This is a genomic window from Helicobacter sp. (assembly GCF_022770205.1).
Taxonomy (GTDB): Bacteria; Campylobacterota; Campylobacteria; order Campylobacterales; family Helicobacteraceae; genus Helicobacter_D.
On record NZ_JALEIK010000018.1, the window covers coordinates 25,855 to 50,016 of the forward strand.

General features: G+C 37.6%; 27 protein-coding genes. 4 read left to right on the forward strand and 23 right to left on the reverse strand.

Annotated elements, in window-relative coordinates:
- Positions 1 to 83: 83 nt before the first annotated feature.
- Positions 84 to 1,244, forward strand: a complete 1,161-nt coding sequence (gene metK / locus MRZ19_RS03375) for a methionine adenosyltransferase (RefSeq protein WP_291030337.1) — start codon at positions 84 to 86, stop codon at positions 1,242 to 1,244.
- 36 nt (positions 1,245 to 1,280) lie between these two features.
- Here the strand turns inward: metK and MRZ19_RS03380 are convergent, their stop codons facing one another.
- The 4 genes from MRZ19_RS03380 to ileS are packed head-to-tail and all read right to left on the reverse strand — an operon-like array spanning position 1,281 to position 6,816.
- The gene (locus MRZ19_RS03380; protein WP_291030339.1) at positions 1,281 to 3,035 is read right to left on the reverse strand and encodes a Na/Pi symporter; all 1,755 of its coding nucleotides are present in this window, start codon (positions 3,033 to 3,035) and stop codon (positions 1,281 to 1,283) included.
- Between the two features lie 9 nt (positions 3,036 to 3,044).
- Complete coding sequence (locus MRZ19_RS03385) at positions 3,045 to 3,881, reverse strand: FkbM family methyltransferase (protein WP_291030341.1); 837 nt, start codon at positions 3,879 to 3,881, stop codon at positions 3,045 to 3,047.
- A 1-nt stretch (position 3,882) separates the two neighbouring features.
- Complete coding sequence (locus MRZ19_RS03390; protein WP_291030343.1) at positions 3,883 to 4,011, reverse strand: hypothetical protein; 129 nt, start codon at positions 4,009 to 4,011, stop codon at positions 3,883 to 3,885.
- A gap of 18 nt (positions 4,012 to 4,029) precedes the next feature.
- The gene (gene ileS, locus MRZ19_RS03395; protein ID WP_291030345.1) at positions 4,030 to 6,816 is read right to left on the reverse strand and encodes an isoleucine--tRNA ligase; all 2,787 of its coding nucleotides are present in this window, start codon (positions 6,814 to 6,816) and stop codon (positions 4,030 to 4,032) included.
- Between the two features lie 108 nt (positions 6,817 to 6,924).
- On the opposite strand from ileS, the gene MRZ19_RS03400 reads away from it, so the two are divergent.
- The 3 genes from MRZ19_RS03400 (at position 6,925) to MRZ19_RS03410 (ending at position 8,792) form a co-directional block, all read left to right on the forward strand.
- On the forward strand, positions 6,925 to 7,101 hold the full coding sequence (locus MRZ19_RS03400; protein WP_291030347.1) for a hypothetical protein: 177 nt from the start codon (positions 6,925 to 6,927) through the stop codon (positions 7,099 to 7,101).
- Positions 7,102 to 7,353: 252 nt separating this feature from the next.
- A complete protein-coding gene (locus tag MRZ19_RS03405; RefSeq protein WP_291030349.1) occupies positions 7,354 to 8,586 on the forward strand; it encodes a malic enzyme-like NAD(P)-binding protein in 1,233 nt (410 codons plus the stop codon).
- Positions 8,586 to 8,792, forward strand: a complete 207-nt coding sequence (locus MRZ19_RS03410) for a hypothetical protein (RefSeq protein WP_291030351.1) — start codon at positions 8,586 to 8,588, stop codon at positions 8,790 to 8,792. Before MRZ19_RS03405 ends, MRZ19_RS03410 begins: the two co-directional genes overlap by 1 nt.
- A 13-nt stretch (positions 8,793 to 8,805) precedes the next feature.
- On the opposite strand, the gene MRZ19_RS03415 is transcribed toward MRZ19_RS03410, so the two are convergent.
- The 19 genes from MRZ19_RS03415 to MRZ19_RS03505 all read right to left on the reverse strand — a co-directional run bounded on the left by MRZ19_RS03415 (position 8,806) and on the right by MRZ19_RS03505 (position 24,161).
- Positions 8,806 to 9,372 (reverse strand): thiamine phosphate synthase, encoded by a 567-nt coding sequence (locus MRZ19_RS03415; protein ID WP_291030353.1) that lies wholly within the window; start codon positions 9,370 to 9,372, stop codon positions 8,806 to 8,808.
- Positions 9,356 to 10,039, reverse strand: coding sequence for a F0F1 ATP synthase subunit A (locus MRZ19_RS03420; RefSeq protein ID WP_291030355.1), 684 nt, complete (start codon positions 10,037 to 10,039; stop codon positions 9,356 to 9,358). Before MRZ19_RS03420 ends, MRZ19_RS03415 begins: the two co-directional genes overlap by 17 nt.
- Before the next feature lie 63 nt (positions 10,040 to 10,102).
- Entirely contained in the window at positions 10,103 to 10,648 is a 546-nt protein-coding gene (locus MRZ19_RS03425; RefSeq protein WP_276980594.1) for an RDD family protein, read from the reverse strand.
- 8 nt (positions 10,649 to 10,656) lie between these two features.
- A complete protein-coding gene (pyrE, locus tag MRZ19_RS03430) occupies positions 10,657 to 11,268 on the reverse strand; it encodes an orotate phosphoribosyltransferase (protein WP_276980592.1) in 612 nt (203 codons plus the stop codon).
- Positions 11,269 to 11,293: 25 nt separating this feature from the next.
- On the reverse strand, positions 11,294 to 11,854 hold the full coding sequence (gene frr / locus MRZ19_RS03435; RefSeq protein WP_276980590.1) for a ribosome recycling factor: 561 nt from the start codon (positions 11,852 to 11,854) through the stop codon (positions 11,294 to 11,296).
- A gap of 9 nt (positions 11,855 to 11,863) precedes the next feature.
- Positions 11,864 to 12,214: a preprotein translocase subunit SecG gene (gene secG, locus MRZ19_RS03440; protein ID WP_276980588.1), complete on the reverse strand. Its 351-nt coding sequence runs from the start codon at positions 12,212 to 12,214 to the stop codon at positions 11,864 to 11,866.
- A 141-nt stretch (positions 12,215 to 12,355) separates the two neighbouring features.
- Positions 12,356 to 12,883, reverse strand: a complete 528-nt coding sequence (locus tag MRZ19_RS03445) for a hypothetical protein (RefSeq protein WP_291030363.1) — start codon at positions 12,881 to 12,883, stop codon at positions 12,356 to 12,358.
- Positions 12,883 to 13,815, reverse strand: coding sequence for a protein-methionine-sulfoxide reductase catalytic subunit MsrP (msrP, locus tag MRZ19_RS03450; protein WP_291030365.1), 933 nt, complete (start codon positions 13,813 to 13,815; stop codon positions 12,883 to 12,885). The genes MRZ19_RS03445 and msrP overlap by 1 nt, the downstream gene beginning before the upstream one ends.
- A gap of 9 nt (positions 13,816 to 13,824) precedes the next feature.
- The gene (locus MRZ19_RS03455) at positions 13,825 to 14,799 is read right to left on the reverse strand and encodes a glycosyltransferase family 10 (RefSeq protein WP_291030367.1); all 975 of its coding nucleotides are present in this window, start codon (positions 14,797 to 14,799) and stop codon (positions 13,825 to 13,827) included.
- Positions 14,800 to 14,817: 18 nt separating this feature from the next.
- Positions 14,818 to 16,341: a 2-isopropylmalate synthase gene (locus tag MRZ19_RS03460; protein ID WP_291030369.1), complete on the reverse strand. Its 1,524-nt coding sequence runs from the start codon at positions 16,339 to 16,341 to the stop codon at positions 14,818 to 14,820.
- A gap of 122 nt (positions 16,342 to 16,463) precedes the next feature.
- A complete protein-coding gene (pssA, locus tag MRZ19_RS03465) occupies positions 16,464 to 17,192 on the reverse strand; it encodes a CDP-diacylglycerol--serine O-phosphatidyltransferase (protein ID WP_291030370.1) in 729 nt (242 codons plus the stop codon).
- A gap of 2 nt (positions 17,193 to 17,194) precedes the next feature.
- Positions 17,195 to 17,821, reverse strand: coding sequence for a hypothetical protein (locus tag MRZ19_RS03470; RefSeq protein WP_291030372.1), 627 nt, complete (start codon positions 17,819 to 17,821; stop codon positions 17,195 to 17,197).
- Between the two features lie 9 nt (positions 17,822 to 17,830).
- Positions 17,831 to 19,762, reverse strand: a complete 1,932-nt coding sequence (gene ftsH, locus MRZ19_RS03475; protein WP_291030375.1) for an ATP-dependent zinc metalloprotease FtsH — start codon at positions 19,760 to 19,762, stop codon at positions 17,831 to 17,833.
- A gap of 11 nt (positions 19,763 to 19,773) precedes the next feature.
- Positions 19,774 to 20,610: a 50S ribosomal protein L11 methyltransferase gene (locus tag MRZ19_RS03480; protein WP_291030377.1), complete on the reverse strand. Its 837-nt coding sequence runs from the start codon at positions 20,608 to 20,610 to the stop codon at positions 19,774 to 19,776.
- 2 nt (positions 20,611 to 20,612) lie between these two features.
- A complete protein-coding gene (locus MRZ19_RS03485; RefSeq protein ID WP_291030379.1) occupies positions 20,613 to 20,987 on the reverse strand; it encodes a chemotaxis response regulator CheY in 375 nt (124 codons plus the stop codon).
- A 99-nt stretch (positions 20,988 to 21,086) separates the two neighbouring features.
- Complete coding sequence (gene hisA, locus MRZ19_RS03490) at positions 21,087 to 21,806, reverse strand: 1-(5-phosphoribosyl)-5-[(5-phosphoribosylamino)methylideneamino]imidazole-4-carboxamide isomerase (protein WP_291030381.1); 720 nt, start codon at positions 21,804 to 21,806, stop codon at positions 21,087 to 21,089.
- Between the two features lie 8 nt (positions 21,807 to 21,814).
- The gene (hisH, locus tag MRZ19_RS03495) at positions 21,815 to 22,417 is read right to left on the reverse strand and encodes an imidazole glycerol phosphate synthase subunit HisH (protein ID WP_291030383.1); all 603 of its coding nucleotides are present in this window, start codon (positions 22,415 to 22,417) and stop codon (positions 21,815 to 21,817) included.
- Positions 22,418 to 23,323: a PDC sensor domain-containing protein gene (locus tag MRZ19_RS03500; protein ID WP_291030385.1), complete on the reverse strand. Its 906-nt coding sequence runs from the start codon at positions 23,321 to 23,323 to the stop codon at positions 22,418 to 22,420.
- A complete protein-coding gene (locus MRZ19_RS03505; protein WP_291030387.1) occupies positions 23,313 to 24,161 on the reverse strand; it encodes a 3'-5' exonuclease in 849 nt (282 codons plus the stop codon). Before MRZ19_RS03505 ends, MRZ19_RS03500 begins: the two co-directional genes overlap by 11 nt.
- Position 24,162 lies beyond the last annotated feature (1 nt).

The following is a 24,162-nucleotide window of genomic DNA, read 5'->3' on the forward strand; positions in this document are numbered from 1 at the left end:
CAACATAAGATAAATACAAAATTAAAACTTTTAAGTTTCTTTAGGATAGAATTACCGACTATTTCAAAATACAAGGTGAATTTATGCAAAAAGAGTTTCTTTTTACTTCAGAATCTGTAACAGAAGGACATCCTGATAAAATGGCTGACCAAATTAGCGATGCGGTTTTAGACTACATTATTGATCACGACCCAAAGGCTAGAGTGGCGTGCGAAACGCTACTTTCTAATGGATATTGCGTGATTGCAGGGGAACTTAAAACACACGCTTATGCCCCTATGCAAGACATTGCTAGACGCGTTGTGCGAGAGATTGGCTATATTGACGCAAAATACGGCTTTGATTATAGAAGTGCTGCTGTATTAAATGGAATCGGAGAGCAAAGCCCCGATATTAGTCAAGGCGTTGATAGAGAAGATGGCGAAATAGGGGCAGGAGACCAAGGGCTTATGTTTGGCTATGCTTGCCGTGAAACTGCTGTGTTAATGCCGCTTCCTATTTATCTCTCTCACAGAATCACAGAAGGGTTAGCGCGTGCTAGAAAGGACGGCACACTGCCTTTCTTGCGCCCTGATGGCAAGTCGCAAGTTACTATTAAATACGCTGATGGCAAGCCTATGGGCATTGATACTATCGTTGTTTCCACACAACACAGCCCTGAAACTTCTCAAGATACCCTAAGAAATGCTGTGATTGAAGAAGTGGTAAAAAAAGCGTTGCCAAAGGAATTTGCAAACGATAATATCCGCTATTTTGTCAATCCCACAGGTAAGTTTGTCATCGGCGGACCCCAAGGGGATGCAGGGCTTACAGGGCGTAAAATCATCGTAGATACTTATGGTGGAAGTTGCCCACACGGCGGGGGTGCATTTAGTGGAAAAGACCCCAGCAAAGTGGATAGAAGCGGTGCGTATGCGATGCGCTATGTGGCAAAAAACCTCGTTGCAAGCGGAATTTGTGATAAAGCGACAATTCAAATCGCCTATGCAATTGGCGTTGTAGAACCTGTTTCTATTCTTGTAAATACACACGGAACAGGCAAAGTAGAAGATTCTAAGATTGAAGAATGCGTCAAAAAGATTTTTCGCTTAACACCGCGTGGAATCATTGAGTCTTTAGACTTATTGCGTCCAATTTATCAAAAAACAGCAAGCTATGGACATTTTGGCAGAGAATTACCAGAATTCACTTGGGAAAAAACAGACAAAGCAGAAGCCATCAAAGACTACTTCAACCTAAAATAAACTCTAAAATTGGAATCCAAATTATCTTTTTGGATTCTATTTTGCTTCTGACTCTTTGCTCTCTTTTTGCATATACAAACAATCCACCGCTCCTAAAAGCTTGGTTGCGATGGAGCGCACAAAGGATAGGTCATTAACTAGCGAAGTGGATTGCGCTAGGGTGATTTGCTGATTATACACAAGCGATTCTGTTTTATTTACGATGTATAAATCATCATAAGAGAACTCATCCTTGCACGCGTGAATCTTCTTAAGCACCTGCGCGTTGTCATCTTCTGGCGTAATTTTTAGCTCCTCAACACTTCGCAACAGCCTAGCTAACGCCTTTCTAATCGCATCATACTCATCGCTTAACGCCTTATTTTCACTTAGAGAAAAGCGTTGAATGTTTTTTTGTAGCAAAAGCATATATTTCACGGCTTCTACGATGTTTTGAGTCGCAAGTTGCAGGTTGTAATACGATTGATTTTGCGCATCACTTTCAATATGCGCCTTCGCCTTGATACTAAACTCTGTAATAGCGTTATTAAGGGGCTTAATCGTGTTTTCATATAGCTCATTAATGTCAATGTCTTTTTTAAGCATCGCCTTATTTTTCACAAGCGTCTCAAGGGCTTCAAAAGACTTAATATCACGGCGATTGAAGCCAATACTATGCGCGATAATCCCAAAGGCGTTGTTGTAGAGATGCTTAATTTCCTTGCGTAAAACTTCCAAAGAAGTGTCCGCATAATCTAGGGCGGAGTTTTCTAAATACAAAGGCGCGCCAGAATCGCCATCTTTTTTGTTGCGCACCATTAGGTAAAGCAGGTGAATGAGCTTTGGAATAAAGGGGAGCATTAAAAGGATTCCAATTAAATTAAACAAAGTGTGGAAAATCGCAAGCCTTAGCATATCATCTTCAATGCCTAAAAAGTCGCTAATCATCGTCACTAAGAAAAGCATTTGATAGATAAAAACAATCGCTACAACAGCTGTGATGCCATTAAACACGATATGCGCTAGGGCTAATCGCTTGCCATTAAGATTGGAATTGATTGCGCCAAGTGCTGTTGTAACGCTTGAGCCGATGTTTGCGCCAATTGCCATTGCAAGCGCGTTTTCATAGGTTACTTGCCCAACAGAAAGTGCTGAAATGACGATTACAAGCGTGGCGTGGCTACTTTGGGCAACGATGGTAAAAAGGATTCCAATGAAGGTAAAGACAAGCACGCCCTTAAAGCCACTTACCGCATATTGCCTTAAGTCAATCATCTCTTTATACGCATCAAAGCCTTCTTTAATGTAATAAATCCCAAGAAAGATAAAACCGATTCCAACTAGCACATACCCAAGCCCACGCGTGATTCTATCTTTCACAAACAGACAAATCACTCCAATTGCAATAAAGGGCAAGGCGTATTCAGCAATATTGACTTTAATCCCAATCCCAGCGATAATCCAAGCCCCTGTCGTTGTCCCAAGGTTCGCTCCAAAAATCACGCCAACACCTTGTGCTAGAGTGATGATTCCAGCAGACACAAAGGAAATTGCAAAAAGCGAAATTAGCGTGCTAGACTGCATAAGAGCTGTTGAGATTGTCCCAAAAACGATGCTTTTTAGCGTGTTAGAAGTCGCCTTTTTCATAATCTTTTCTAGCACACCGCCACTTAGAAGCTTAAATCCATCTTCAAGCGTTAGCATTCCAAACAAGAAAATCCCAACACCAGCAATAATCTCAACGCTATCCTTGTGCATATAAAAAATATAGCACAACACCAAAATTGCTAAAGGTACTCCTATTTTTTGCAAAAACACTCCTTATTTTAGATTCTGTTTTAACTCCACAATCTCTTTATAAATTGCATCAAAGGCTAAGTTTGTGAAGGAAGCCTGTTTTTCTCCGCTGTGATGGAGTTGCACAAGTGCTAATTTTGCCGCATTTTTTGCTGCAATTTGCTTCTCACTTACAGATTCTAAGGGTAAAAATAAATGCGTAGGCGACACGCCAAAAGTATCCCAACACACATATTCCATACCCTCTAAAATCCGCTCCACTCTTACAAAATCCTGCACAAAAAGTGCTTCTGCATAAATAAGCGGACGATTTTTAGCAATAAGTTTCCTAGCCCCTTCTAACACTTTATGCTCCATTCCTTCCACATCAATTTTCATCGCCGTAATTTTCTCTTTTAAATTTAAGGCATCTAAAGGTTTGCAAATAATCCCCCCCCCCCCGCACGACTCACCTTGCGTTAGGGACATCGCACCAAAATTATGTGGAATCTCATTGGCAAAATGCGCCACTTCCTCACAATTTGACACACCCATTTCATACACTTTAATGGCTTTTTCAAATTTATTAAGTTGAATGCTTTTCTTTGCAATGGCACTCATCTTAGGATTCGCTTCAAAGGCAATGACTTTGTATCCATTTGCAGCAAAAAATAAAGAATGGTTTGCAATATTCATCCCCACATCAAGCACCACAGAGCCTTTTTGTAGCCTTTTTAGCATTGCTTGAAGCATTTCATATTCATAGGGTTGCTTTGTTGCATTGATAATCTTTTGGATATAATCTGTCTCTTTAAAGGGGAGATACATTTTATATTCCACGCCTTCTTCTTTTAAACTCAGTGTTACCACATTTTCTTGCATATTATTCCTTATTTTTTAAGCGTTTTAATAACACAAACAAAAGCCACATCGCAAAAACAACCACCACAATGCTTATCCAAGTCTCAGCAAGTCCCACAGGCTGTGTTAAGTCAAACAATGCTTTATCCATCTAATTCCCCAATTGCATCTAATTCTCTAAAACTTCCGCACAACGCACACAAGGCTGCTCTTCTTGCTCACTTATAAACTGCCAACAACGCGGACATTTATGCCCATTTGCAGGATAAATCTTGTAATCCTCTCCCTTAAATGTGAAGGTTGCAAGCGCATTTGATTCATCATTGCCTTTAATCGCACTCACCATTAGCCATAGGTTTAATTCCTTAAAGGTTTGTAAAGAAGTTGGAATCCCTAAATCTACTTCAAGCGTGGATTTAATTTTACCCTCCTTTTTCAAGCTATCAATTTGCTCTAAAAAGCTTGAACGCAGGGCTAAAAGCATTTCAAAATCCACACTTGGAGTTTTGAAACTAGGCAAAGGCTGATAGAGCAAATCTAGCACATCATAATTTGCTAGATTTGTGATTCCACAACATTCTAAAAGTGCCTTGCTTTGCGTATGACTCAAGGCTTCATTAATCGTGTAAGTGAGAATTGGCGCAAGCAAGCCAAAAAGCCTACCACAAATTAGAGCCATCACGCTTTGTGCCGCCTTACGCTCTTTTGAGTTAAGAGCGTTACAATACAAATTATCCTTACATAAATCTAAATAAATTCCACTTAACTCCACATTTAAGAAGTAATTTAGCTCCTGTAAGCCCTTTGAAAATTCATAGCTTAAAAATAGCTGATTCACACTATCAAAGCATTCCTTTGCACGCTTTAAAATCCACAAATCAATCTGTGAGAAATGTTCTACTTCTAGGGATTCTAGCGATTCCACATTGGCAAGCAAAAAGCGGATTATGTTGCGAATTTTACGATAATGATCGCTTACTTGTTTTAAAATATTTTCTGAAATCCTTTGATCATTTTGATAATCACTTTGTGCCACCCAAAGGCGTAAAATCTCACTCCCAAAGTCCTTTAAAACTTTCTCTGGCGGAATCACATTTCCTTTAGATTTACTCATTTTCTCACCATTTTCATCCATTGTAAAGCCGTGTGTTAAAATGCTTTGATAAGGCGCACATTCATTAATCGCACAACTGACAAGCAAGGAGCTATGAAACCACCCTCTATGCTGATCGCTCCCTTCTAAATACATATTTGCAGGATAATCACCACTTGCGTAGCTAGCATTATTTAACACAGCTTTCCAAGTGCTTCCACTATCAAACCACACATCTAAAATGTGATGGATTTTTTCTAAATGCTCACTTTGCGCTTGAAAACTAGGCGGCAAAAGCTCTTCAACACTCTTGCTCCACCACACATCACAGCCCTCTTTGCTAAACATCTCCGCCACAAAATCTAAAATTTCAGCATTTAATAGCACTTCACCACTGCGCTTATCCCTAAAAAACGCAATAGGCACACCCCAATCCCTCTGCCTTGAAATGCACCAATCAGGGCGTTCTGCAATCATAGAACGGATTCTACGGCGTCCGTGCTCTGGGTAAAAGCGCGTTGCATCAATTTGCTCTAGTGCCACTTCGCGCAGTGTTTTTCCTTTGCTACTAAAAGGTGTATCCATCATCACAAACCATTGCGCCGTTGCCCTAAAAATAATGGGCTGATGGGAACGCCAGCAATGCGGATAAGAATGCTTGATTTTAGTGTGTTTTAAAAGATGCTCTCCTAAAAGCTCAAAAATCCTTGTATGCGTGTCAAACACGAACTTCCCTACAAATTCATTAGGATTAAACAATAATTGTTCCCTAATTAGAGTTTCATCAAAGCAACCCTTATCATCAACAGGCATATACACAGGCAGTTGATATTCTAACCCCACAAAATAATCATCCTCTCCGTGTCCAGGAGCCGTATGCACGCAACCACTTCCCTCCCCAACTGCAACGTGTTCGCCTAGAATAATCTTAGAATCCTTGCCATTTAGCGGATTGATTGCGTGCTTGTTTTCTAGGATTTTTGCGCTAAAGGTTTTTAGGATTCCACCTTCTACAATCCCATTTTGTGCAAGCTTCTCTACTTGGGAGGCTAGCACAATTTTACCATCGCTTGTAAGCGCGTAAGTTTCACTTGGATTTAACGCAATCCCGCTATTTGCAGGCAGTGTCCAAGGCGTTGTGGTCCAAATCACACATTGTGCTTTTTGGATTCCGTATTCCTTAGCATTAATCGCATCTAGCGCGTCTTGTTGTAAATCAAAGGCTACAAAGATGGAATCGCTTTCTTTTTCTTGGTATTCCACTTCTGCTTCAGCAAGTGCTGTTTGACAAGCCCAGCTCCAATACACAGGCTTGCTACGCTCTTTTAATAAGTCCTTTTTTGCAATTTCACAAAGTGCTTTATAAATTTCTGCTTCAAAGGTAAAATCCATTGTTTGATAAGGATTTTCAAAATCCCCTAAAACACCAAGTCTTAAAAATTCCTCTTTTTGGATTGCTACAAACTCTTGTGCGTGCTTGCGACAAAGCTCTCTAATCTTAGTTTTAGGTAAATTATCCTTTTTTTCTTTCCCGATTTTTTTCTCCACTTGTTGCTCAATAGGCAATCCGTGGCAATCCCAGCCGGGCGTGTAAAAGACTTTTTTACCTTGAAAATAATGGTATTTCACCACCATATCTTTTAGAATCTTATTGAGTGCGTGTCCTATGTGAATATGCCCATTTGCATAAGGGGGACCATCGTGGAGATTAAAGCTCTCTTTAGCATTTTGGCGGTTTTTTAGCATTTTTGCATACGCATTGCATTCTTTCCAAGAAAGATAAGTTTTTGGTTCATTTTGGGGCAGATTTCCGCGCATAGGAAAGCTAGTAACAGGTAGCACAAGAGTGTCTTTGTAATCCATAAAATTCCTTTGTTTCAAAACAATAAAACTTGAATGCTACCTTAATTTGATTTAAAATTGCATTATTTTTAAGTTCTTTTAAACTATTTTTTCAATAGACTTCGCTTTATGAAAAAATTATTTGTTTTGTTTGGTTTTATTGCTGTTTTGTTGTTAGCTGCTTGCAGTAGGGAGAATGACACATTTCTTTACAAAAGCTCTAATTGTAATGACGCAAAGATGGCAAAGGGCAAACTCGTTGTCTTGAAGAATGCGAAAAAGTGCGTGGAATGTGTGAAGCAGTAAAAACAAAGGGATGCTTACAAGATTGTAACACACGCCACGGAAAAACACTCCAACCGCCGAGCAGCACAAAAAACACTGCCAAGGTTTATAGCCCTTATTGCGCTTAAAAATTACCACTAAAAAATATAGAATCTAAAATTTAAAAAACTAAATAAATTCTAAAATTTAGAATAATTTAAGTTTATTTAATTGTGTTTTTATATTATTTTGGGTTAAATTTACCGAAAAATTTTTATCCCCTAAGGCTTCAAAATGGAACATTTAAAGCAAACATATCCAGACTCCTTGCTCTATCACCAAGGTGGCAAAATTGAAGTTATCGCGCGCACCAAGCTTGATAACGAATACGATTTATCTCTTGCCTATTCTCCGGGTGTTGCAGTCCCTTGTAAAGAAATTCAACGCGATCCTAATACTGCCTATGAATACACTGCCAAAAATAATCTTGTTGCTGTTATCTCTAATGGAACTGCTGTTTTAGGGTTAGGTGATATTGGCGCACTTGCTGGGAAACCGGTAATGGAAGGCAAGGCGGTGCTTTTTAAAAAGTTTGCCGATATTAATGCTTTTGATATTGAAGTAGATGAGAATGATCCGGACAAATTTATTGAAGTTGTGCGCGCAATTGCTCCAACATTTGGTGGAATCAATCTTGAAGACATTAAAGCCCCAGAATGCTTCTACATAGAATCACGCTTAAAAGAAATACTAAATATTCCCATTATGCACGATGACCAGCACGGAACAGCAATTATCTCTGCTTCTGGAATCATTAATGGTGCAAAAGTTGCCAATAAAAACATTGCGGATTTAAAAGTTGTGGTGCTAGGGGCTGGAGGTGCTGCTATTGCGTGTGCGAAAATTGCACAAAGTTTAGGCATAAAAGATATTGTTATGTTTGATAGCAAAGGCGCTATCACAACCCACCGCAAAGATAATCTTAATGGGTTTAAAAAAGATTTTATTGTGGATAGACAAATTAACTCTTATAAAGATGCATTAGATGGGACAGATGTAATTTTAGGACTCTCTAGGGCAAACATTTTAGAGGCAAAAGATATTGAAGGTATGAATCCTAATCCAATGATTTTTGTCATGAGTAATCCAGTGCCTGAAATTAGCCCAGAAATTGTGCGTAAAGTGCGTCCAGACGCAATTATTGCAACAGGACGCAGTGATTATCCCAATCAAATCAATAATGTTCTAGGATTCCCTTATATCTTTAAGGGTGCTTTAAAAGCACGCGCAAGATGCATCAATGAGGAAATGAAACTATCCGCTGCTAAAGCTCTAGCAGACCTTGCAAGAGCTGAGATTCCAAATGATTTAAAACAAGAATTAGAGAGAATCCACGGCAGAACCTTTGAATTTGGAAAGGAATATATTATTCCAAGTCCTTTTGATCCGCGCTTAAAGGACTTTATCTCCAATGCTGTAGCCCAAGCTGCCATTGATAGCGGCGTAGCACGCATTAAAAACTTATAATGGAAGATTTCAATTATAAACTCGTAATGTTTGGCTTTAGTGCCTTGTGCGAAGACTTAGAAGAAGTCAAACGACGCTTAAGCATTTATCCCGCCGAGCGTTACAATCTTGAAAATGGAGATGAATGTTTTTTGGTTAATCTCAGCACACGCCAAATTTATCCCATCTTATTAAAAAACAATCGTTTTGTGATTGATGGGCTTTAACCCTTATTCAAGGCTACTTGATAAAATACCTAATAGAAGCAAAATTTTGGATTTTTGTTTGCCTTAACATATTAATCTCTGTTTCTGTGATAATCCCACCTAATGCAAAAATATCTGCGCGATAATCTTTTGGGTTAATATGTTTTAAAAACTCAATGCCTAGTGGCATCCCCTTATTGGGGCTTTTAAAAATCGGGCTAATAGTGATTCCCTTGGCTCCCATTTTATCAGCCCTTTCTAAACCTTGCATACTATGTGCACTATAAAAAACATATCGGAATATTTTTTTATAATTTTGGATTTGCTCTAATTGCTCTCCATTACAATGCACTCCCTCAAAACCAAATTTTAAAGCTAAATCCGCATTAGAATTTAATAAACTCACTACATTAAATCTGTAATTTGACTCCAAAAAAACTTCTAACAATTGAGAATCAAACTGCATTGTTTTATCACGATAAGCAGCAAAACTCGGTTTATGCTTGTGTAAAATAGCTTGGTAAAATCTGCGAAACTCTAAAGGAAACTTTGGATAAAGAAAAGCATCGGTTATAAGGTAAGCCTTAATGGGCTTCCTCACTCTCTAAAACTGCTCCAGCTAAAAACACATAAGTTAGAATCATAAAAATAAATGCTTGTAAAAACGCCATAAATGTTAAGAGCAAAAATGCCGGAAGTGGTGCAACCCAAGGCGCAAGCATAAGCATTACAAGCAAGAACATATCATCACCCTTAATATTCCCAAAAAGACGGAAAGAAAGAGAAACTAATCTTGAACAATGGGAGATAATTTCAATTGGAAACATTAAAGGTGCTAATGGTTTAATCGGACCTGCAAAATGCGCAAAATACTTCACAACGCCAAAGGTACGCATTCCTTCAAAATTATAAAATACAAACACAATCAAAGCAAGAGTTAATGTAAAACTAAGACTTGAAGAGGGTGCTTCGAATCCCGGAATAATTCCAATCACATTTGCTAAAAATACAAAAATTGCAATTGTTGCTGTTAAGGGCAAATATTTGCGAGCTTTCTCTTCTCCAATAACATCCTTTGCCATAAAAATCACACCCTCTAAAAATGCTTCAAAAACATTTTGCATAGCTCCTGGCACAACTTGAAGCTTAGAAGCTGCAAGCTTTGCCAAAATCATTGCAATAATTGCAACTAAAATTGTATGGATTGCAATAATGAAGTCATGATCGTGGCTAATCATTCCAAAAAAGGTAAATAATCGTCCGTCCATTTGCGACTCCCTTTTAGTAATTTAAGAGTTAGTAATTATGCCAAAACTAAATTTAATAAAAAATTAATCTTTTCTTAATACAAGGGTTTTGAGCAAAATATCGTGTAATGCCTTTTTATCTTTGCGCCACAATGGTAATAATATGCCGACAATTGTTACTCCAGAAAGTAAAAATCCAAAAAAACGCAGAATCGCAAAAAGAAATGTTATTTTTTTTCCATTTTCACGCACAATCCATAAGCCATAGGCTTTCTTACCGGGAGTTTGCCTCTTCAATGCCAAAAACACAGCCACAATGCTTCCATAAAGCAACACTCCAGCAAAGGGAGCCCAGTTAGAATCGCGGAATCCTTGCGCACTGCCAACCACACCATAAGTTAAAACATATAAAAGGGGCATATAAAGCATAAAAGTGTCAATCACTTGTGCCTTTCCACGCTCCAAAAATCCAGCATAAAACAAATCCTTAGAAGGACTAGCACCAAGCTCTTCACGCAATTTTAATGGGAGATTTTGTAGAATTTTAGATTCCAAATTTAGAGATTCAGAATCCATTTTCAAAACATTTTTCTTAGCCTTCCTGCCTTGCCTGACTCTTCTCCAACGCACCGCACTTCCTAATTCCCACGACTTCCCGGTTTAATAACTTTTAAGCCTTGCTTGCATAAGGGACAATCTTTTGCTTCGTAAGTCTCAAAGACAAAATCTTCTAGAGCAAATAAAGGGATGCTTTCATCTAACTTACAATCTGGTGTTTCTATGTGTCTTAACACATTAAAACGATTACAAATTCCGCGATTTGCCAATGCTGCAAAACCCACAATTTCTGCCCCTAAAGCCTTCACTACATTTGCAGATTCCATTGCAGAGCCACCCGTAGTAATGATATCCTCACAAATCAAAACTTTCTCTTTAGGCTTAATTTCAAAACCCCTCCTTAGTGCCATTACACCTTCCACACGCTCCGTAAAAATAAAGCGCACGCCAAGCGCACGCGCCACTTCATAACCCGCTAGAATGCCACCCAAAGCAGGAGAACAAACACAATTTATAACAACACCCGCATTATGAATTTGCAATGCAAGCTCACGCGCTAAAGCATTTGCAACTTTTGGATTTTCCAACACTTTTGCAGATTGTAAATAAAAAGGAGAATGTTTTCCACTGCTTAGTAGAAAATGCCCCTGCAAAAGTGCATTAGCGTCTCTGTAAATTTTTGCAATATCCATTGTATTCCTTCATTTTGGATTCCAATTAGATTTTTAATAAATCCTCTTCCTTATGCTTCACAAGTTCATCAATCTTTTTTGTCGCATTATCAGTAAATTTTTGAATCTCATCTTGCCCTTTTTTAGACTCATCTTCACTAATTGCCTTGTCTTTTTCTAGCTTTTTAATCTTATCATTGGCATCTCTTCTAATGTTACGAATCGCCACTTTTGCCTTCTCTCCGATATTCTTAGCTTCTTTTGCAATCTCTTTTCTCTGTTCACTTGTCATAGGTGGGAAAAAAAGTTTGATAACTTCGCCATCATTATTGGGATTAACCCCAATATTTGCCTCTTGAATCGCCCTTTCAATCTCTTTTAGTAAATGTTTCTCCCAAGGTGTTACCACAATCGTGCTTGCATCTTGAGCAATAACAGAACCCACTTGATTAAGCGGTGTTAACGTGCCATAATAATCAATACGAATCGAATCAAGAATAGAAACGGAAACTTTTCCACTACGCAAAGTCCCAAATTCCTTTTTCATTGCCTCTATACTTTTATCCATCGTTTCTTTGATATGAGCATAAATTGCTTGTAATTGCATAATACTCCTTTATTTAGATTCTGTATTTACAGGGGCAATAGGGGCTTGTGGCTCTAGTTGAGAAGATGGGACAATAGGCACAGCCGGGACAGAATTTGTTGGAATCTCCACACCATCAATAATTGAACGCTTCGCATCTTGGACATAAAGATAGCCTAAAGCAATGGTATTTAGCACAAAAAGCAAGCCTAATCCAAAAGTGAGTTTAGCCAAAAATCCAGCGGGTCCTTTTGCTCCAAATAAACTTTCATTGCTACCGCTATATGCTCCAAGCCCCATACTTGAGCTTTTTTGCATCATCACAACAATTGTAATCAAAATTGCAAACACAAACTGCAACACCAACAAAACTCCACTCATACTTCACCTTTTAATTTAAAAAAATTCTGCGCATTTTATCTAAAACATACTTAAACAAAAGCATAAACTAACACACTAAAGCTTGCATATAAAGCTCCACTTAGAAGCATTAACACCAAGGCATTAAAAGAAATCCAAAACCTACCTCACAAATCTCCAAATTTTAAAAGCTAGCACACACAAAGTTACACCAAGCAATAGATAATAAAACGCATCTAAAACTTTTTGCAGCATAAGAATGTGTAAAACTGCTAACAATAAAGATAGATACACTAAAAGGGACATTTTAAAACGCCTAAAAGCGTGAAATAAAGACGCAACAAACACTAATGCCATTGCCAAAAAACTAACGCTTCCTACGATTAAAGGTTTTTCAGCGAGAATCTTTTGTGCAATCAATTTCCAATCAAATCCAAAATCTAAATGTATGAAAACCAAAAGATGCCAGCACGCAACAACTAATGCTAACATTCCAAAAATCCTACCATAGGACTTTGATAGCCAAAGCCCTATAAAAAGCAATCCAAATGCAAGATACCCCGTGTAAAGATATAACATCTCAAAAGAAAAATAGATTCCATAGATGATTTGACCTTCTATGCTTAAGATTCCATAGTATCCAAGCCCAAACAAAATCAAAAATGCACAAATTTCAATAATATTCCCCATTAATACAATTTCTTCCTGTCTAAACCTTTATAAAAATGCTCCACTTCCTTTGCATAACCATTTAAGTATAAAGTTGGAATCTGCCCACGCTTTCCAATAACCCGTTCAGTCTTTTGCGACCATCTAGGATGAGAAACCTCAGGATCAACATTAGCATAAAACCCATACTCCTTAGGATTTTCAGCCTCCCAAGTGGAAATTGGTTGCTCCTTTAAAAATTCAATTTTATGAATTGTTTTAATGGATTTAAAACCATACTTCCAAGGCACAACTAAACGCAAAGGCGCACCATTTTGCGGCGGAAGAGGCTTTTTATACATTCCAACTGCTAGAAGTGTTAAGGGATGCATTGCCTCATCCATTCTTAAGCCTTCTTTATAGGGAAAATCAAGTAACTGCATAATGCCTTGCATAGGAAATTGCTTAGGATCATAAAGCGTTGTGAAGTGTATGTATTTTGCATTTGCATTAGGTTTAGCAAGCTCAATTAATTCCCTAAGCTCAAATCCAATCCAAGGAATTACCATACTCCAAGCCTCCACACAACGGAATCTATACACGCGCTCAACCAAATGCACTTTAGAAAGCAATTCCTGATAGGAAATTTTAAAAGGCTTTTCAATCTCTCCTTCTATGCTAATCTCCCACGGAGAAGTTTTTAGTGTATGTGCTTTCTTTTTTGGGTCCGATTTAGAAAAGCCAAACTCATAAAAATTATTATAACTTGTTGCAATTTCTTCTCTTGTTAGTTCTAAATTTTCCCCATTTAAAGCATATGCATCTTGTGCATTCATCTCTTTAAACTCTAAGCCTTGCTCTTTTAAAACTGCTGCTAAAAGATTGTCTGCCATCAAGGCACTTACTAAACTCCCAGCACCCAGTTTTAAGAATCTTCTTCTTGCATAAAACAATGCCTCTGGTGTTATTGCCATATAATTTCCTTAGTTTAAAAATACTTCTTCATAGAGCCTATTATTATGATTTAAATAACGCAAACTACGCCTATAATTATCAATAACAGCTGGTAATCTCTCCACATAATTCTCCGGCGTGCATTGCGCTAAGATTTTATTAAATCTATCCATATCACTAATATCCTCTTCACTCAAAACAATAATACCATCTAAATTGAAAAACTCTCCAATTGCCTTAGCTCCCAAGTATAATGGAATCGTCATAGAAATAAAACAATCCATAATCTTTTCAGTAAAATAATATTTATTTTGTTCATTCTCCAATGCAATATTGTAACAATAAGTATCTAATGCCACAGACTTGTGCTCAATGTAATTATTCACAAAGTTTCCAAATAAATCCACACGCCCAACAAGCTGCCTTGCTAAAGCATTACGCTTTAAATGTAAAGGTGTAAATTCTTTTCCACTTACTACCATAGAAATTAACCGACACTTTTCTCTATATTTCTCATCATTCCACCTTAAAGGATCATCGCCAGAATATGCGAATATCGTAGCACCTACTGTATGAAATACCGCATTTGGCAATGCGTCAAGTAGCTTTTCATCATAGGTAATAATCCCTTCAAATGCTCTTGCTAAACCTCTATCTGCATACAATAAATCATACGAATGGCTCACAATACCTCTTGGCTCTTGTAAAAGCGCATAATTACGCTGATTTTGCCCCCCCCCCCGCATAATCTCTCCAATAGTAGCATCTGTATAAAAATGCGTATCTAAGGCAAAATTAAATCTATCCCACAAAAAATACCTATCCTTAACTTTTTGATTAGCTCCGTATGGACAATGCGCTCCGCTTGCATCACGCAAAAAGAATATGTCCATTCTTTCACCTAAAGCATTATAAATTTCTGGCTTAACACTCTTTAAGGGAATATGTATATTATAATACGGGACATAGCATCTCCCATAAACTGCATGATCAAAAGCTAGCATTCTACTCCTCCTTATTTACTACATTAATGCACGCATAGACAGATAACTATTTAACGCACCAATGTAGGCTTTAGCTGTTGCTTGTAAGGTGTCTAAATGCAATCCGTGTCCAATAAATGCGGGTTTATTTGGTTCAAATTCTGCTTTCACCACCACTTTTGCTAGTGCATCTTTGCCCTCGCTTACAGCCTCAACCTTATAATCCTTTAAGATTCCATTATAGCCACTGATTCTATCAATGGTTTTTAAAATCGCATCCACACTTCCATTTCCAATGGACGCATCAATCTGCGTAACACCATCTTTTTGAATAGAAATTGCAGCATAAGGCACACCATTGGAATCACTACTAATTTGCATCGCAAGCAACTCAAAGATTTCTGGAATCTTTGTAGATTCCTCTGTTAAAATAGAACGGATATCCTCATCATAAACCTGCTTTTTCTTATCACATAGCATCTTAAATTTTTCAAATGCCCTATTAATGGCATCCTGACTTAAGTTATCAAATCCTAAGCTTATAAGCTTATCTTTAAATGCTGCCCTCCCGCTGTGCTTTCCAAGCACCAAGCCATTATCTTGAGGAATCCCAATATCATTTGCAGACATAATCTCATAAGTCTCACGATGTTTAAGCATACCATCTTGGTGGATTCCACTCTCGTGCGCAAAAGCATTTTTACCCACAATCGCCTTATTAGGTTGCGGACGGATTCCTGTAATATCAGCAACTAGCTTACTAGAGGCATAAATTTCTTTTGTATTAATGCGCGTGTCCAAGTCTTTAAAAATATCTTTACGCGTTTTTAAAATCATCACAACTTCTTCTAAAGCCGTGTTCCCAGCACGCTCCCCTAACCCATTAATCGTGCATTCTAATTGTCTTGCTCCATTTTGGATTCCAGCTAAAGAATTTGCAACTGCTAATCCCAAATCATTGTGGCAATGCACAGACAAAACTGCTAAATCCCCAACACAGGCTTTAAGCTCCTTAATAATACACCCAAGCTCTTGAGGCAAGCGATAACCAACAGTATCTGGTAAATTTAATGTTTTAGCCCCTGCTTCAATCACAGCAAGAGCCACTTCCTTTAAAAATCCTATATCACTCCTACAAGCATCTTCACAGCTAAACTCCACATCTTCACACAAGCTTTTTGCAAGCTTAACTGCCTCCACTGCGCGTTTAAGCACTTCATTAGGCTGCATTTTTAACTTAAATTCCATATGAATGGGGCTTGTAGCAATAAATGTATGGATGCGCTTTTGCTCTGCTTTTTCTAATGCCTTTGCTGCACTTTCAATGTCTTTAGGGATTGCGCGCGCTAAAGAACAAATCACACTTTGTTTAACCACTTCAGAGATTCTGCTAATGGCTTCAAAATCTCCCGGACTTGCTGCTGCAAAACCTGCTTCAATCACATCTACACCTAAGCGTTCTAATTGTAAGGCGAGTTTAATTTTTTCTTCAGTATTCATAGAAGCTCCCGGGCTTTGCTCACCATCTCTTAAAGTTGTATCAAAAATCTTAATCATTTCCATTTAAAATCCTTAAAAATTTATTTCTTCTATTTAAAAAATCCTGCTAACGCAGAGGAGAAAACAAAGAAAGCGTCAAGAGATTTTTAAATGTAAGATAAGAAAAATTAAATCGCATTCGCATTTTAATCCTTGCTAAACCGCTTAGCAAGCAAATAATAAATTGCACGCATTGGACCAAAACAAACATAAAGGGTAATCAATGTCACAATTGTAAAAACAGGATAGATAAAAAAAATCGCCAAAATCAACATCAAAAGCACAATAATTTTTCCAAAACTAAGCTTCTCTAAACTTATTTTTTTAAAACTAGGATAACGGATATTACTCACCATTAAAAGGGACACAGCAAGACTTACAAGCATTAAAAACAATAAAATTCCAAAAGAATATTCTGGATAGATTCTGCTCAAATACATTTCAAAAAGCAGCCAACTTACAATAAACACCGCAGCAGCAGGAATAGGAAGTCCAATAAAAACATTCGGTTCATTGTTGCTTGTCGTAACATTAAAACGCGCTAGACGGATTGCTCCAAAAACTACATACAATCCAGCAACAACAACACCAAACTTCCCATATTGAAATCCCGCATAAAAAAACAAAATCATAGCCGGTGCCATACCAAAAGCAACAACATCTGCCAAAGAGTCAAATTCCACGCCAAACTTGCTTGTTGTTCCTGTTAGCCTTGCAACGCGCCCATCTAAACCATCAAAAATTAAACTCACTACCACAAGCCAACAGGCAACATTAAAACGCTCCATAAACGCATAAGAAATCGCTAAAACTCCCAGATAAATGCTAGCACCTGTAAAAAGATTTGGAAGAATATATAATGGATCAATGCGCATTGCTATCCCTTAAATTTTGCAAGCAGTGTCTGCCCAGCATAAATCTTATCGCCAATATTAACTTTTAACTCTGCATCTAATGGCATTTTAATCTCAGCATTACCGCTTAAAAAGAATCCTAAACGCTCACCTAACTTAAAATCCAAATCCCAAAAATACAAAACAATCTGCAAAAAATTCTTTGGATACAAAGTTAAATACATTGCCTTTTCACTGCCACTCTCTCGCTTAAAAGCAATTTTAATGCGCTCTCCCTTAACGCTACTACCATTCTTTAAACCATAAATATGCTCTAACTCAAGAGCTTCTCCAGCCTTACCAAGCTTAGCCATAGGCATTCTAAGCATTCCGCAAAAACAAATGGGCTTTTTAATGCTTAAATGGATTCCATCTTTTTGGTTTTGGATATTTTGAATTACTCCATCTAAAGGTGCCAATACGCAATCATCAGCAATATCCTCTGGAATACGCTCCAAATTACGATAAAAATATGCAACACACGCAGTCAAGATTAAAAAAATAAGTGCTAGGAAATTCCAACCTAAAAACACCATAACCACAAGCCCAACCAATGCAATGATTAAAGTTTTCCAACCCTCTCTTGCAATAGGCTCTGTAGTTGTTTTCATACTCCTATCTTATGCCTCTTCTTTTGAATCCACAACAAGGCGCGATTCCATATTATGCGCCAATTCGTGTTCTCTTATAATCTCACGCACCTTCTCTCCGTCAATATTTTCTTTATCAAATAATTCTTTAACCATATTTTCAATTGCTTCTCTATAAGCTTCTAAAGATTCCTTCACAGCTTCAAAACGACCATTTAAGACATTTTTAATATGAGTGTCCATTTTTTGAGCCATCTCTTCACTATATTCTCTTGCATTACTCAATCCACCATTTAAAAAAGCATTACGCTGCTTTTCTAAAACCATTAGTCCTGCAACATCTGTCATACCATAGTAACTCACCATTGCTTTAATAATATCTGTTGCCCTTTCTAAATCGTTGCTAGCCCCCGTTGAAATCTCTCCTAAAAAGACTGCTTCAGAAGCCCTCCCAGCAAGCAAAACATCAACTTCTGCCAGCAACTCGTGCTTTTGCATTAAATATTTGTTTTCTTCTGGAGCATTAAGTGTATAACCAAGTGCTGCTAGCCCACGCGGAATAATAGAAACTTTAGTAACTTTTTTCGCCCCTTTTGTAATCTCTGCAATAAGTGCGTGTCCACTTTCGTGGTAGGCAACAATTTTTTTCTCTTTTGGAGAGATTCTGCGCGATTTTTTCTCCAATCCCGCAATCCCTCTCTCCACCGCTTCTAAAAAGTCTGCTTGCTCCACTTCTCTTTTATTGCTTCGTCCTGCAAGTAAAGCTGCCTCATTAACAATATTTGCCAAGTCCGCACCTGCAAGCCCAGCTGTTAGTTTTGCCACTTCAAATAAATCCACATTGCGTGCAAGCTTAATGTCTTTAATATGCACTTTTAAAATCTCTACACGCCCTTCAAAATCTGGTTTATCCACAAGCACTTGCCTATCAAATCTCCCCGGTCTTAAAAGCGCAGGATCAAGCACTTCAGGACGATTTGTTGCGGCAATAACAATTACAGGAGAAGCATCAGAGCTAAAGCCATCCATTTCTGCTAAGAGCTGATTTAATGTCTGCTCTCTCTCATCATTTCCGCTTATCATTCCTCCTGCCGCACGACTTTTCCCAATCGCATCAATTTCATCAATAAAAATAATACTAGGTGCTTCTTTTTTTGCATTTTCAAATAAATCACGCACACGACTAGCACCAACCCCTACAAACATCTCAATAAAACTACTTCCACTGACTGAAAAGAAAGGCACATTCGCTTCCCCTGCAACTGCTTTAGCTAAAAGTGTTTTTCCAGTCCCAGGAGGTCCAACTAAGAGCACACCTTTAGGAATTTTTGCGCCCAAAGTAGCATAGCGTTCAGGATTCTTAAGAAAATCTACCACCTCTACCACTTCATCTTTTGCTTCAACATTTCCTGCCATATCTTCAAATTTCACATTTGGCTTTTCAGCATTGACAAGCTTTTTAGAACTTCCAATTCCTAGGATTCCATTTCCCATATTCTTTTGCATTCTACTTGCTAAAAACATCCAAATCGCAAAGAAAATAAATACTGGTAACACCCAGCCAAAAAGCATATCGCTTAACCAATTGTTTTCGCTATATCCTGTGTATTCCACGCCCTTTTCATCAAGCAAGGGGATTAGCGTATTATCTGGATTTACACGCTGTGCGTTATAAACAATCTTACTTCCACCGCTTTCTGAAGTTGCCTTAATATTTGTCTGTCCGATTGCAACAAAATCCACCTGTTTATTTTCAATCAATTGTTTCAACTCATAATAATTAATGGTTCTTGTCGCACTTGCTCCGCTTAGCTTGCTAACTTCACCGCTTGGAGATACCATTTTAAATATCACAATTGCAATGATTGCAAAAATTGCAAAAATTAAAAGGGGATTTTGATTAAAGATTCCATTAGGTTTTTTATCTTGTGAATTTGGGTTATTATTATTTGGGTTTTGCATTCATATCCTTTTTATTTTTGTAACACTAAAGTCGCCCACTCTGTCTTAATTTCTTGTGAAATGACTTTAAAATCTTTGAATTTAGCAAGAATTTTTGTGACATATTTGTCTAAAATTCCTGATAAAATCAAATAGCCGCGTGTTTTTACAAAATCCTGTAAAGGAAGCACTGCAATAACATCTGCTAAAAGATTTGCCACCACAATGTCAAAAGTTTCTCTCTCTTGCAAAATCGCATCTAAAGAACCTAAAAAGACTTTATCTAGGACTACGCTGTTTTTTTGCATATTCTCCTTTGTGGAATCCACTGCCACCTCATCTGTATCACAAGCCCACACAATTCCGCCACTCTTTTTAGCGCAAATGCTTAAGATTCCACTTCCACAGCCAACATCTAAAACTTTTTTATCCTTGAGCTCTAATTGACTTAAGGCTTCTAAACAGCCAAAAGTGCTTGCGTGATGCCCACTACCAAAAGCAAGAGCAGGATCTATAATAACACTAATTTTATCATCTCTTTTTGCACACCAAGAAGGATGGATATAATAATTTCCACATACAATAGGAGTGATGGAATCGCGATATTTCGCAATCCAATCGTCGTTTGAAAAAACACTTACACTGAGTTGTAACTCAACTGCTTCTCCAAATATTATCCCTATCTCTTTAGCATAAGTATCTAGCTGAGATTTTAAAGATTCTATATACCCTTTAGACTTTTCAGTGCGAATAAGGAATCCATTTTCAATTTCTTCAATTGCCTCTCCAGTTATTTCAAGTGCTTTATCCTGCAACAACCATAAATAATTGTCTGCCTTAACACTTAGGCAATGATAACAAGATTCCATTTTTAGTCATTCACACCCAAAACAACTTCTAGCTTTTCTTTTAAAACCTGCGGCGTAAAAGGCTTAACAATATAATTGTTTACTCCAGCCTTTAATGCTGTGATAACTTCTGCCTTTCCGCCTTCTGTTGTAACCATAATGATAGGAATATCTTTAAAGCGCTCATCTGCACGCACTTTTTTAACCAAATCCAAACCATTCATTTCAGGCATATTCCAATCCGTAATCAAAACTTTGACATCAGGATTAGAATTCATCTTCTCCCAACCTTCAACACCATTCTCACCTTCTAAAATATCATTATAGCCAAGTCTCGCTAAGGTATTTTTGATAATTCTACGCATTGTAGAGCTATCATCAACAACAACCATTTTCAAAGCTAACTCCTTTAAAAATAAAACTTTGTATTGTTTTATAGAAAAAATAACCTAGTATCTTAGCACAATTTCTTATAAGAAAAAATAAAATTTCAAATTTTATGCTTCTGTGTTTCCAAATTGCCTAAAAGCTTTTGCTAAATCAATTCTACCCTCATAAAATGCCTTGCCCACAATTACACCATCAATGCTAGCACTCTGCAATCTTTCAAAATCCTCTATATCTGATAATCCGCCGCTTGCAATGGTAAAAATCGCACTCTTTTGTTGAATGGTTTTTGTAAAATCAACATTTATTCCATTTAGCATACCATCGCGTGCAATATCCGTACAAATAATTGCTTCTACTTTGCTTCCCTTAAATATCCCTGCAAACTCTGATGCTAGCGTGCTTCCACTCTCTGCCCAACCCTCTGTTGCAACCTTACCATCTTTTGCATCAATTCCAATCACCACAGCATATTTCTCTGCCATCTTCAGCGCAAAATCTGGATTTTTAAGTGCCACAGAACCTAAAATTACGCGTTCCACACCCAAGTCAAAATAACTTTTAATAATCTCTTCATTGCGGATTCCACCTCCTATTTGAATCTTAAGTTTAGAATCCTTACAAATCCTTTCAATCACCCTATGATTTCTTGGCTCTCCTGCAAATGCACCCTCTAAATCCACAATGTGCAAATACTCTGCGCCAAGATTTTCAAAATGTTTTGCAAGTTCTAAAGGCTCTTTTGCGTAAATCTTTGCACTCTCCATTAGTCCTTGACTAAGGCGCACAGCACAACCCTCTTTTAAATCAATTGCTGGAATAATTTGCATACTTCCCCCTATAACTCTATGAAATTTTTTAGAATCCTAAGCCCTATATCGTGCGACTTTTCAGGATGTGGTTGGATTCCAAAAATATTATCCTTTTGCACAATAGAAACAAAATCCACTCCGTAATTGCTAATTCCCACAGCATTTTCTGAATTTCCCACATAAAAACTATGCACAAAATACAAATAAAAGCTAGAATCCAAACCTTGAGTCAAAGACGATTCCACATTTTTACGCACAATATTCCACCCCATATGCGGAATCTTTTTAGCATTATCACCAAACTCAAACTTAACTACCTCACCCTCTAACAAACCAAGCCCAAAATGCTCACCAAACTCATAACTTTTACTAAATAACAACTGCATTCCAAGACAAATGCCAAGCAAAGGCTTTCCGCTTTTTGCAAACTCTAACACCGCTTCTTGCATACCAGAGATGCGTAAATGCTCCATTGCATCGCTAAATGCACCAACTCCGGGCAAAATCAAGCGGTCATAGTTTTTAAGATTATGCGGATTGCTCTCAATTTCTACCTTTTCTCCAAGCTTTAAAACAGCGTTTTTAACGCTAGCAAGATTACCCACTTGATAATTCACAATCCCTAGCATTTAATCTCTTTTGAATTTTGCTGTAAAGCGCATATACACTGCAAGTCCAATCAGCAAGCAAGTTACAGCAGCAATTAAATAGACCGCATAAATGAGTTTTTCAGGCTCAATAATGGTAAATTTAAACACAAGCATTAAAGCTTCAATGGCAAGCGCTATCACAATAGAACCTAAAAAGCGTGTCATTGTCTTATGCACCATTTTAGAATCTTGTGATTTTTGTCTCCCTAGCACTTCTTCTTCAAAAATCGCACGCACCAAATCAAAAATCGCTAAAGAAAGTGTAATTAAAATAGTAGCTTCAAACACATCTTTAATGTCCAAGCTATCAAAGCGCGAAAGACCATCCCACATACTAATTCCGCCCTTTACAAGCAATAAAACACTCACCAAAAATAAAGCTAAAGACATCACAAAATACACACTTTTCCCAAACCAAGAAAAGAATCCAAACAAAGGCATAGGACGCACAAGCTCCGATGTCCGCTCTAGGGGTATATCCATACACACTACATACATAAGCTTGCCCTTATCGTTATAAAGAGGGTAAGACACAGTAACAACAAGATTACCACTAGCAAGAGAAGGATAAGGATCTGTTAAAATACATTTTTTCTCTTTTACCGCACGATAAAAATATGCGCGCTCATTGTGATTTCCTCCCTTTTTGCATTCTAATTTAGAATCCCTAGATATCCCATCTAATGCTAAAGTTCCACTTGTATCTAAAACATATAAAAACTCAAAAATTCCAACTTCCCGCTCAATCTTATGCAATCCGTCAATAATTTTATTCAACTCAATATGGGGAAGATTATTTTTAATATTGCGTTGTAGCAAAAAACACAGATACGCACGGATTTCATAGCGCATCTCACTAAATTGGACGATTTCTTTAGAAAGCATTACTTTGTCCTTGAGAATTTAATTGGGCACTAATTGTATCAAAAAACACAGAATAATAATCCCTATCTCTTGGTAATTTCTCTCTCCAACCCTCCAAAATTGCCAAATAATCCCCTTCATTTAAATTCCCTTTTAAAAGCTCATAATTTAAATACAATCCATAGGTATTTAACACATCACTTTGACAATAAGCATCAATTCTCTCTAACTCCCCATTATAATACATATCAAGCACCATATCGCCACTTGCATCATATTTACCCGGAAAGCCTACCAAATTTGCAAGCACATCTAATTTTAGATTCCGCGCCGCCCCATAATTTCCCAAAACTTCTAGCAAATCCAAATGGAATCGCTCACAATATCTTTGGCGATAATTCTCCCATTTGCTTTTATTAAATTCTGCATTATGCTCTTCAAAATACGCATTTGCACTTAAGCGGTATTGCATTGCGCGCAAAAGCAACATTGGCATATCAAAGCTCCGCCCATTGTAGCTTACAAGTCTTGGCTGATGCTTATTGAGATAATCCAAAAATGCTTGGATTAGACTTTTTTCTCTTGCATAAACAGAATCTCCCACCGCCTTAAAATTCCCCACTTTAATAAACTTTCCATATTCATCACAAAACACCGCCGCAATGCTTACCACTTGATGGTAACAAATGGGCAAAAACTCACTCCCACTCTGTTCTTTTTGAATCTCCATTGCTTTTTGACTAAGTTCTAAAGCATTCCATTCCCCTGTGTTGATTCCACGCTCAATAAATACCTGCTTAAAACCTTTTTTAAGCAATTCCACATCTAAAATTGTTTCACAATCAAACACCATCACCAAA

Coding starts and splice junctions, on each gene's coding strand:
- MRZ19_RS03410 (WP_291030351.1), top strand. CDS start 8,586: ATGGAAGATTTCAATTATAAACTCGTAATGTTTGGCTTTAGTGCCTTG.
- hisH (WP_291030383.1), bottom strand. CDS start 22,417: ATGCTAGGGATTGTGAATTATCAAGTGGGTAATCTTGCTAGCGTTAAA.
- MRZ19_RS03445 (WP_291030363.1), bottom strand. CDS start 12,883: ATGGGGAATATTATTGAAATTTGTGCATTTTTGATTTTGTTTGGGCTT.
- ileS (WP_291030345.1), bottom strand. CDS start 6,816: ATGGATTACAAAGACACTCTTGTGCTACCTGTTACTAGCTTTCCTATG.
- ftsH (WP_291030375.1), bottom strand. CDS start 19,762: ATGCAAAACCCAAATAATAATAACCCAAATTCACAAGATAAAAAACCT.
- MRZ19_RS03420 (WP_291030355.1), bottom strand. CDS start 10,039: ATGGACGGACGATTATTTACCTTTTTTGGAATGATTAGCCACGATCAT.
- MRZ19_RS03460 (WP_291030369.1), bottom strand. CDS start 16,341: ATGGAAATGATTAAGATTTTTGATACAACTTTAAGAGATGGTGAGCAA.
- MRZ19_RS03500 (WP_291030385.1), bottom strand. CDS start 23,323: ATGCTTTCTAAAGAAATCGTCCAATTTAGTGAGATGCGCTATGAAATC.
- secG (WP_276980588.1), bottom strand. CDS start 12,214: ATGAGTGGAGTTTTGTTGGTGTTGCAGTTTGTGTTTGCAATTTTGATT.
- MRZ19_RS03480 (WP_291030377.1), bottom strand. CDS start 20,610: ATGGAATCTTGTTATCATTGCCTAAGTGTTAAGGCAGACAATTATTTA.
- pssA (WP_291030370.1), bottom strand. CDS start 17,192: ATGCGCATTGATCCATTATATATTCTTCCAAATCTTTTTACAGGTGCT.
- MRZ19_RS03405 (WP_291030349.1), top strand. CDS start 7,354: ATGGAACATTTAAAGCAAACATATCCAGACTCCTTGCTCTATCACCAA.
- frr (WP_276980590.1), bottom strand. CDS start 11,854: ATGCAATTACAAGCAATTTATGCTCATATCAAAGAAACGATGGATAAA.
- MRZ19_RS03470 (WP_291030372.1), bottom strand. CDS start 17,821: ATGAAAACAACTACAGAGCCTATTGCAAGAGAGGGTTGGAAAACTTTA.
- MRZ19_RS03390 (WP_291030343.1), bottom strand. CDS start 4,011: ATGGATAAAGCATTGTTTGACTTAACACAGCCTGTGGGACTTGCTGAG.
- hisA (WP_291030381.1), bottom strand. CDS start 21,806: ATGCAAATTATTCCAGCAATTGATTTAAAAGAGGGTTGTGCTGTGCGC.
- MRZ19_RS03385 (WP_291030341.1), bottom strand. CDS start 3,881: ATGCAAGAAAATGTGGTAACACTGAGTTTAAAAGAAGAAGGCGTGGAA.
- MRZ19_RS03455 (WP_291030367.1), bottom strand. CDS start 14,799: ATGCTAGCTTTTGATCATGCAGTTTATGGGAGATGCTATGTCCCGTAT.
- metK (WP_291030337.1), top strand. CDS start 84: ATGCAAAAAGAGTTTCTTTTTACTTCAGAATCTGTAACAGAAGGACAT.
- pyrE (WP_276980592.1), bottom strand. CDS start 11,268: ATGGATATTGCAAAAATTTACAGAGACGCTAATGCACTTTTGCAGGGG.
- msrP (WP_291030365.1), bottom strand. CDS start 13,815: ATGGCAATAACACCAGAGGCATTGTTTTATGCAAGAAGAAGATTCTTA.
- MRZ19_RS03400 (WP_291030347.1), top strand. CDS start 6,925: ATGAAAAAATTATTTGTTTTGTTTGGTTTTATTGCTGTTTTGTTGTTA.